Source organism: Brevundimonas sp., assembly GCF_016463485.1.
Classification (GTDB): domain Bacteria; phylum Pseudomonadota; class Alphaproteobacteria; order Caulobacterales; family Caulobacteraceae; genus Brevundimonas.
The window spans coordinates 9,730-18,331 of the sequence record NZ_JAEMRD010000061.1; the positions used below are offsets into that span (position 1 = coordinate 9,730).

Below are 8,602 nucleotides of genomic sequence, written 5' to 3' on the forward strand. Positions count from 1 at the left end.
GTGATCGACCCGGACGGCCAGGCGGCGGGCAGGGCGGGCAGCAGGGCAATCTCGCCGGAATGGTCCTGCATCAGCATCTCGGTCATGCCGGAGACGCCGCCGAAATTGCCGTCGATCTGGAACGGGGGGTGGGCGTCGAACAGGTTCGGATAGGTCCGGTCGGGGCTCATCAGATGCGTCAGGATGCGGTGCGCCCGGTCCCCGTCACCCAGGCGGGCCCACAGGTTCAGCCGCCAGGCGATGGCCCAGCCGGTCGAGATGTCGCCCCGCACCGCCAGGCTGGCCTTGGCCGCCAAGGCCAGTGCCGGCGTGCCGCGCGTCGTGATCTGGTCTGACGGGTAGACGCCGTACAGATGGCTGACGTGACGATGGGTCTGCTCCGGAGCCGTGGCGTCCCAGTCCTCGCGCCATTCCTTGAGCAGGCCGGTCGGTCCGACCTCGTTCGGTGCCAGCCGCGCGCGCGCCTCTGCGATCTCGGCGCGCAGGGCGGGGTCGAGCCCCAGCCTCTCGGCCGCCCTGATCGTATTGCCGAACAGATCACGCAGGATCTGCTGATCCATGGTCGGCCCGGCGCACAGGGACGTCCCGCCGGGATGAATGTTTTCGGGCGAGATCGACGGCGAGACGATCAGGAAGTTGGTGCCCTTTTCGACCTGAAGCGTGTCGAGGAAGAACAGGCACGCCCCCCTCAGCACCGGATAGACGGCGGCCAGATAGGCGTCGTCGCGGCCATAGTCCCACCGGTCCCACAGGTGTTTGCACAACCAGGCCCCGCCCGTCGGCCAGACGCCGTATTGCGACCCGTCGATCGGCGCCGTGGCCCGCCACAGGTCGGTGTTGTGGTGACAGACCCAGCCCCGCGCGCCGTACATCACCCGCGCGGTTCGGGCACCTGTGATGGCCAGATCCTTCACCATGGCCACGAGCGGCTCGACGCATTCGCTCAGTCCCGTCGGCTCGGCGGGCCAGTAGTTCATCTCGGTGTTGATGTTGATGGTGTACTTCCCGCCCCACGGCGGAGAATTGTTCTCGTTCCAGACGCCTTGCAGATTGGCAGGCTGGGTGCCGACGCGCGAGCTCGAGATCAGCAGGTAGCGTCCGTACTGGAAATACAGCGAGGCCAGGGCCGGGTCGTCCGAGGTCTGGGACGTGGCGACGCGTTCGTCGGTCGGACGGTCGGCGGCGGGCGTTGTTCCAATGTCGAAGGCCACCTTGCGGAACAGTCGCCTGTGCTCGCGCTGATGGTCGGCCAGGAGGGCGTCCCAACCCCTGGCGGCGGCATCGGTGACGGCCTTGCGCGTCCGGGCCGCCGGGTCGCCCGAGACGTCGCGGAAGCTGCGATAGCTGGTCGCGGCGGCGATCAGCAGAACCACACGGTCGGCCCCGATGACCGTCAATCGCCCATCCTGCACCGCCGTCCGTCCGCCGGTCGGTATGATCTTCAGGCGTGTCTCGTAACGCAGGGCACCCTCCACGCCGTGCTGCGAGATGTTGCGGCCGGCGAACACCAGGGTGTCCGCCCCCTCGGTGCGCGAAACCGCCGTTGCGCCCGGCGGGTTCTCGAAGCCTGCGGAAAAGGAAACGCCGCCCGTGCCCGCCGTCAGCCGCACCGCGATGACCTGGTCGATGGCCGTGACGAAGGCCTGGCGAACGTGGGCCACGCCCCCGGCCTCGAACCGCACCGACGACAAGGCCGCGTCGAGGTCCAGTTCCCGCCGATAGATTGATGCGCCGTCGGTCGCCTCGAAATCCAGATAGAGGTCGCCCAGGGCGTTGTACGACATCTGGCGGATCGGTGTGGCCATGATCGAGGCGGTGGAAAAGTCCCTCGCCTCGACCCACCGCGCCTCCTCGATCAGGGCGCGGACCCGCGGAATGCCCTCGCGCGCCTTCGGGTTGGCCGGGTCGTAGGGACCGCCGCCCCACAGGGTGTCTTCGTTGAGCTGCAGCCGTTCGCGTGCCACCCCGCCGAAAACCATGGCCGCCAGCCGGCCGTTGCCGATGGGCAGGGCCTCGGTCCAGGCCGACGCAGGTTGCCGATACCAGAGGGTCGGAGGGCTCGGCGAGGTCGCCGCCGACGAGGGAACCGGCTCCATCCCCGTCAGGCCCGCTGCCGCACCGACCGCCATGGCTCCACGCCGTGTGAACATGATGAGCCTGCCAATCCAGTCGCTACTGAATTGTCGTACTAATGTGGGCCAGGCCGTCCGCCTAGCGCGAAGTGCGAGAGATCAGGCCGCCCGGCTCAACGCCGAAGGAGCCTTCACGAACAGGCCGCGGCGCCCCGACACCGGCCGGAACGCCACCGTCTCGCCGTCCAGACGCTCGTCGACGCCCAGGAACAGACAGCCGTCGTCGACCAGCTTGCGCTCCAGCGCCTCGATCACCCCGCCGCGCCGGGCCGGCTCCATGTCGCTGAGCACATGGCGGCAGAAGATGACGTCGAAACGCGGCCCTGCGGCCGGTTCGTCCAGCAGGTTGGCGCGGGAAAAGGCGATGCGGTCGCGCAGCTCGGGCTTGACCGCCCACTGCTCGTCGGCGGGCTCGAACCAGCGCAGCATGGTGTGGGCCGACAGGCCGCGCTGGATCTCGAAGGTGGTATAGGCGCCGGCCTCGGCCCGTTCGATGGCCCGCTGCGACAGGTCGGTGGCCATGATCTCGACGTGGGCCCCGGCGTCTCCGGCCGCCATGGCCAGGGACCAGGCTTCCTGACCCGTCCCGCAACCCGCCGACCAGACCCGCACCAGCCCGCCCTCACGCACCCGTCCGATGGCGGGCAACAGCTCGCGCGCAAAGGTATCGAACGGTGCCCGGTCCCGCCGGAACCAGGTCTCGGGGTTCAGCAGGGTCTCGATGATCGCCCAGCCCAGGGACGCGACCGGCCGGGCCCACAGCGAGGCCAGCATGGCGTCCACACTGTCGAACCCCTCGCGCCGGGCGACGGGCCCCAGCCGGTGGGTGGCCAGATGAATCCGGTCGCGGGTCAGCCGAAAGCCGGCCCGGGAGGCCATGAGCTGCTGAAGGCGGTCGAAATCCTCTTCGGTCATGCGGCGTTCTGGCGGCTCAGACGGCCCCCACCTCCGCAAGCTTGGAATGCAGGATCTCGCCGTCGAATGGCTTCATCACATAGTCATCGGCGCCGGCCGCCAGGCCCTCGGCGATCCGGTCGGGCCGGGTCTCGATCGTGCAGAACAGGACCTTGGGCGTGTCGCCGCCCGCTTGCGAGCGCAGCCGCCGCAGGAAGGTCAGGCCGTCCATGACCGGCATGTTCCAGTCCAGCAGGATGACGTCGGGCATGACCGAGGCGCAATAGGCCAGGGCCTCTGCGCCGTCCGCCGCCTCGTCGACCTCGAAGCCGAGGCCTTCCACGATGCGGCGCGCGACCTTCCGGATGATCCGGCTGTCGTCGACGATGAGGCAGGTCCTGGCGTCCAAAGCGGTCTCCGGCGCGGCGAATCCGGCGCGCGCGTGGCCGCTATCATCGCGTCCGTGCGGTTAACGAGGGGTTGGGAAAGCGAAATTTCCCAACCTCAGCCCGGCATTCGCGCCTCGATGGCCACGCGGCCCTCCTCGGTGGCGACGGTCAGCCGTCCCCCCGCCTCCTGTACGGTCAACCACAGCCAGTAGGGCTGGATCCACTGGCCCGTCAGACCCTCGCTGAGCCGCTGACCTGCCAGCCCCGTCGCCGCCTCGGGTTTCAGCCGCGCGCGGGCCCCCTCGGCCAGGCCGGTCAGGATCAGCCGATCCCCCTCGCGCCGGCTCGCCACCACGGCCTGTCCCCCGGTCGGAAGCGCCGCCGCCGTCAGATAGGCCAGGTTGACCAGGGCCCGCGCCGCCGGCTTGTCGAACGTCGGCTCGGTGATCCGCCAGTCCAGGGTCGCCCGCCCGCCCTTGATCATGCCGTCGACCAGCCCCTGCAACTCCTCGCCGGTAAACCGCTCGCTGGTCGTCGCCGCCCCGAAGGCGACGCGACAGAACTGCACCAGCGCCACCAGCTTTGTCGCGCTGTCGGTGATCAGGCCCAGAGCGTCGTCGCGCATGTCCTGCGCCGTCGGGTCGTTCAGCAGGTCCAGCCCCGACATGATCGCCCCGGCCGGGCTGATGAAGTCGTGGCACAGCTTGGCCGCCAGATAGGTCGCCAGCTCGGCGCTGCCCGCCTCTGCGGTGGCGGGGACGGTCGGGGAAATGTCGGTCATCGGGTCTCTTGGGGATCGTTGGGGCGCGGTCTGCACGCTGGGCTGATTTGGCGGTTCGCGAAACCGCACGGATCGTCTATCCACCGCCTCATGCCCAAGACTGTGACCAAAGACCCCGTCGCGCGCGACCTCGCGACCGGTGCCCTCCACGACGCCATCGCCGCCATCGCCGAGGACGCCGCCCGTCTGATCCTGCCTTACTGGCGCAGTGGCGCGGCCGTTCAGGTCAAGTCCGACGACAGTCCCGTCACCCTGGCGGACCAGCAGGCCGAGGCCCTGATCCTTTCGCGCCTCGCGGCCCTCTATCCCGGCGTCCAGACGGTGGCCGAGGAACAGGCCGCCGCCGACGGCGTGCCCGATGCGGCGGAAGGTCGCTTCTGGCTGATCGACCCTCTGGACGGCACCAAGGGCTTCATCGCGGGCAAGGAAAGCTTCACCGTCAACATCGCCCTGATCCAGGATGGCGTCGGCGTGGCCGCCGTCGTTTCCGCACCCGCGACCGAGACGACCTGGTCCACCGGCCCCGACGGCGCGAGGAAGCGCCGGTTCGGCGAGCCTTGGCGCCCCATCAAGGTCCGCGACCGCCCCGACCGGCCCGCCGCCCTGCTCAGCTACACGATGACCGACGACGAGGCTGAGCGGCTGTCGGCGCGACACGGCTGCAAGGCCTGGCAGGGCATGGATTCGTCGATCAAATTCTGCCTGATCGCCGAGGGCTCCTTCGACGTCTACCCCCGCACCGGCCCGACCTCGGAATGGGACACGGCGGCCGGCCAGACGGTGCTGGAGGCCGCCGGCGGCCGCGTCGTCGTCGATGACGGCTCACCCCTGATGTACGGCAAGCCCGGCTTCAAGAATGGGGCCTTCGTGGCGATGGGGGGGTAGGGCCTCAGGCCCGGACCGACCGCGCCTTCATCATCGCATCGGCCCGCGCCGCCAGCGCGGGCAATCCGCGCTCACGCGCCACCTCGGCGGCCTCGACCAGTGCCAGGCCCGTCAGGCTGGCGTCGCCGCCGGTCAGCAGGGCGCGGGCCTGGGCGATACGGGCCATGGCGATCTGATCGACCGCCCAGTCGAGATCCGACGCAGGCGTATCCGACAGGCGACGCCGCACCGCGCCCTCGGCCGTGGTCAGGCGTGGCAGGTCGCCGATGGAGGCGGCGGCGGCGACCTCGCCCTCAATCAGCATGTCGCGGGCCATGGCGCCGAGCACCAGCCCCTGACCGGCCGTCAGGGCGTCGGCCTGCCTCAGCGCGGCCAGCGACACAGCTCCGGTCTGGCCCCCACGCACGATCTGGACCGTGGCCCAGTCGAGCGGGCTGTGATCGGGGGTGAACTGGTCGGCTGCGGCCTCGAACATGATCCGGCCCTGCTCGCGCGCGGCCTCGTCCCCGGCCAGAGCCGCCAGGGCCGACAGCCCCGCCCCACACAGGGTCAGGGCGCGAGCCCGGGTCAGGGGCCGGTAATCGGGCGAGGCACCCTCGACCAGCCGCAACAGCTCCCGCCCCGCCTGATCCAGCAGATGCGGATCGCGTCGGGTCACCCCGGCCTCGAGCGCCAGGGCGGCGCGGTCCATGCGGATGTCGTCGGTGTTGCCGGCGCGGGTCCGCTCCATCTGGTGGATGGCGGCGTCCAGCAGGGCGGCGGCCTGCATCAAGGCGGTCGCGTCGCTGTCGAACCGGGCCAGTCGTGACCGGATCCGGGCGTGGACGGCCGAAATCAGCGCCGTGGTCGCCGGCTTGACCGCCGAGGCCCCCGGCACGGCTTCCGCCGCCTGGTCCAGCACATCGCGGCCGCCCGACAGGTCGAAACGCAGCAACAGGACATTGGCCCGCTCGACCCCCGCGCGCGCGATCTCGTCGATAGACTTGGCTGAGCGAGCCGCGTCGATTGCGGCACCCAGGGCGCGCGTGACACTGTCGGCCGCGCCGCTGCGCCTTGCGTGCTCGCGCCACAGGGCCGCCCCGCGCAGCCAGGCCAGGTGAGGCTTGGCGCAGGACACCCGTCCCGCGTCGGTGCATTGTCCGCGCGCTTCAGAGGCCAGCAGGTCGACGCCGATCAGCTCCAGCCAGCTCAGGTCCTCGCTTTCGCGCGCCTGGGCGAACAGTTTTCTCAGATCGCGGCTGAATTCGAACATGCGTCTTGCCAAGCTCGTCCCGGTTCGGGACCGCGATCGCGATCCCGAGCCCTTCCACGCAAACGCAGGGCCGGAAGAAAGGTTGGGAGCAGACGGCAGGGTCGCGCCGCGCCGTCCGGCGGGTCGCGAGGCGTCGGGTGATGTCGGCTCAGCCGAGATCGGGGGTCCTCGCGCGGCAGCGTTCCAGCTCGGCGCGCGCCTGGGCATTGGCGGCGTTCAACTGCTGGACGGCCAGGATGCGGGCGCGGGTCTGGTCCGTATCGGCCGCCGCAGCCGGCTTTCCGGCCGCCGATGCCGCCTGGGTGGCGGCCAGCGACCAGTACAGGGCCGCATCGAACAGGGCCTGGCCGTTCGCGCTCTCGCCGCCTTCGAGTTCCGACGCGGCCTGGGCCAGACCGGCGCAGCGCACCGTCTCCTCATAGGAAAACAGCGCCGGCCGGGGTGCGTCCTGGCCGGCAATCGGGGTGGTCAAGGCAAACAGGATGGCGAGCATTCAGCCTCCACGACGCCTCATGCGCCGCAAGTCCTCAGACAATCACGTCGTGGCGGCGGAAGGAAGACACGCCGTCGCGAGGTGGCTTTCGGATCAGGTCCGGGGCGTGAACCGGGCCGTCGACGGCACCGTCTCGGGGCGGCAGAAATGCCAGACGTCGGACTCGGTGCTGCCGTCGATGTCCAGCACGGTGTCCCGCTTGAGGGTGTCGGTCCCCACGATCTCGTATGTGACCGTATAGGAGCCGGCGTCATTGCCCAGCTCGGTCAGGCATTTCTGCTCCTCGCGCCAGATGTTGGGCCCCGTCAGCTGGAACTCCCCCGGATCGCAGCCGCCGAAATCGAGGGTGAAGGCCGTCGGGGTGAACCAGGCGATCTGTCCCTGTCCGGCGACCACCTGTCCGCAGTCTAGGTCGCCCTTCACATAATAGCCCAGGGACATGGAGATGGGCGGCGGTGCGGTCTCGCCGGGGGCCAGGGTCACGCCGTTCTCGGCGGCCAGGATTTCGGGTTCCGGATCGGCGGGGCGCCGGTTCGGGGTCGAGGTCGCGGGCCGGGTGCTCGCATTCGCCCGCGTCTGGGCCGTCGTCCCGGCGGAAGGCGGGGCGGAGGAGCCGCGCGTCGCGGGCGCGGTCGCCGCCGGCGCCTGCGCCCGCGCCTGGGGCGGCGCGGGCCGGGCCGGGGTCCGGGTCGCCGTCGTGCGTGGCGGGGTCGCGGTCGAGGCCGGCGGCGTGCGCACTGTCGCCTGGCTCATCGGCGGCGTGACCGGCCGCACCGGCCGGGGCAGTTCCTGGTCCGACAGCGGCGGCTGGGCATTGACGCGCGGCCTCAAGGTACTCTCCGCCGGCCCCCCGTTCAGCGCCGAGGTCGCCGCGCGCGCCCGGATCTGGGCCTCCGTCTGGGGGGGCGTCTGGGAAATGGCCGAGGATGCGCCAGCCAGGCTCGTGGTCAGAGCCAGGGCCGCGATCCACACGCGGGAAGACGGCATGATCATGTCGTTGGGCAGGGTCATGAGGACCAGCGAAACAGGGTTATGGGTCAGAAGAATGTCAGGATATGCATGTGCGTTCCCGTCATACCTGGACATTGCCCCAGTTTTTGCTGCGCCGCAGCAAAGATGTCGCTGCCTTTAGCCCCGTTCCTTCGTCTTGGTGAAGGCCACCTTGGGGAACCGTTCCATGACGTATCCAGTCTCCCAGCTCGACTTGGCCAGAAACACGGGGGCCTGGTCCAGGTCGCGGGCGATCTGGGGGCGGTATTTGGACATGAAGTCCTCGACGTCGGCGGTCGTGCCGTCGATCCAGCGCGCTTCCGCATAGGGGCTGTGTTCGAAGATGACCTCCAGCCCGTACTCCTCGCCCAGCCGGTCGGCCATGACCTCGAACTGCAGCTGGCCCACGGCGCCGACGATGAAGTCCGCGCCGATCTCGGGGCGGAACAGCTGGGTGACGCCTTCCTCGGCCAGGCCGTCGAGCGCCTTCTTCAGATGCTTGGCCTTGAGCGGATCCTTGACCCGGACACGCTGGAGGATTTCCGGGGCGAAGTTGGGCAGGCCGGCGAAGCGGATCAGGCCGCTCTCGGACAGGCTGTCGCCGACGCGCAGGACGCCGTGGTTGGGGATGCCGATGACGTCGCCGGCATAGGCGTCCTCGGCCAGTTCGCGGTCCGAGGCGAAGAACATGATGGGGGCGTTGACGCTCAGCGACTTGCCGGTGTTCTGCACCTTCAGCTTCATGCCGCGCTTGAACGATCCCGACGCCATGCGGAACATGGCGAT

General features: G+C 69.9%; 9 protein-coding genes. 1 reads left to right on the forward strand and 8 read right to left on the reverse strand.

What is annotated here, in order from left to right; translation table 11 throughout:
* From JHC99_RS10325 to chpT, 4 genes are all read right to left on the reverse strand, one after another.
* On the reverse strand, positions 1-2,150 hold a 2,150-nt coding region (locus JHC99_RS10325), incomplete at its 3' end, for a glycoside hydrolase family 95 protein (RefSeq protein ID WP_292153953.1).
* Between the two features lie 81 nt (positions 2,151-2,231).
* Positions 2,232-3,047, reverse strand: coding sequence for a CheR family methyltransferase (locus JHC99_RS10330; protein ID WP_292153954.1), 816 nt, complete (start codon positions 3,045-3,047; stop codon positions 2,232-2,234).
* Between the two features lie 16 nt (positions 3,048-3,063).
* Entirely contained in the window at positions 3,064-3,435 is a 372-nt protein-coding gene (locus JHC99_RS10335) for a response regulator (protein WP_292153956.1), read from the reverse strand.
* A 95-nt stretch (positions 3,436-3,530) separates the two neighbouring features.
* Positions 3,531-4,196 (reverse strand): histidine phosphotransferase ChpT, encoded by a 666-nt coding sequence (gene chpT, locus JHC99_RS10340; RefSeq protein WP_292153958.1) that lies wholly within the window; start codon positions 4,194-4,196, stop codon positions 3,531-3,533.
* Between the two features lie 90 nt (positions 4,197-4,286).
* Here chpT and cysQ point away from each other — a divergent pair, with 90 nt between their 5' ends.
* Positions 4,287-5,081, forward strand: coding sequence for a 3'(2'),5'-bisphosphate nucleotidase CysQ (gene cysQ, locus JHC99_RS10345; RefSeq protein ID WP_292153960.1), 795 nt, complete (start codon positions 4,287-4,289; stop codon positions 5,079-5,081).
* A gap of 4 nt (positions 5,082-5,085) precedes the next feature.
* On the opposite strand, the gene JHC99_RS10350 is transcribed toward cysQ, so the two are convergent.
* The 4 genes from JHC99_RS10350 to JHC99_RS10365 form a co-directional block, all read right to left on the reverse strand.
* Entirely contained in the window at positions 5,086-6,333 is a 1,248-nt protein-coding gene (locus tag JHC99_RS10350) for a hypothetical protein (protein ID WP_292153961.1), read from the reverse strand.
* Positions 6,334-6,481: 148 nt separating this feature from the next.
* The gene (locus JHC99_RS10355; RefSeq protein WP_292153963.1) at positions 6,482-6,826 is read right to left on the reverse strand and encodes a hypothetical protein; all 345 of its coding nucleotides are present in this window, start codon (positions 6,824-6,826) and stop codon (positions 6,482-6,484) included.
* A 93-nt stretch (positions 6,827-6,919) separates the two neighbouring features.
* Entirely contained in the window at positions 6,920-7,837 is a 918-nt protein-coding gene (locus tag JHC99_RS10360) for a hypothetical protein (RefSeq protein ID WP_292153965.1), read from the reverse strand.
* Positions 7,838-7,954: 117 nt separating this feature from the next.
* Positions 7,955-8,602 (reverse strand): EF-Tu/IF-2/RF-3 family GTPase (locus tag JHC99_RS10365; protein WP_366927779.1); only part of this gene is annotated, 648 nt, incomplete at its 5' end.

Coding starts and splice junctions, on each gene's coding strand:
- chpT (WP_292153958.1), bottom strand. CDS start 4,196: ATGACCGACATTTCCCCGACCGTCCCCGCCACCGCAGAGGCGGGCAGC.
- cysQ (WP_292153960.1), top strand. CDS start 4,287: ATGCCCAAGACTGTGACCAAAGACCCCGTCGCGCGCGACCTCGCGACC.
- JHC99_RS10350 (WP_292153961.1), bottom strand. CDS start 6,333: ATGTTCGAATTCAGCCGCGATCTGAGAAAACTGTTCGCCCAGGCGCGC.
- JHC99_RS10330 (WP_292153954.1), bottom strand. CDS start 3,047: ATGACCGAAGAGGATTTCGACCGCCTTCAGCAGCTCATGGCCTCCCGG.
- JHC99_RS10355 (WP_292153963.1), bottom strand. CDS start 6,826: ATGCTCGCCATCCTGTTTGCCTTGACCACCCCGATTGCCGGCCAGGAC.
- JHC99_RS10360 (WP_292153965.1), bottom strand. CDS start 7,837: ATGACCCTGCCCAACGACATGATCATGCCGTCTTCCCGCGTGTGGATC.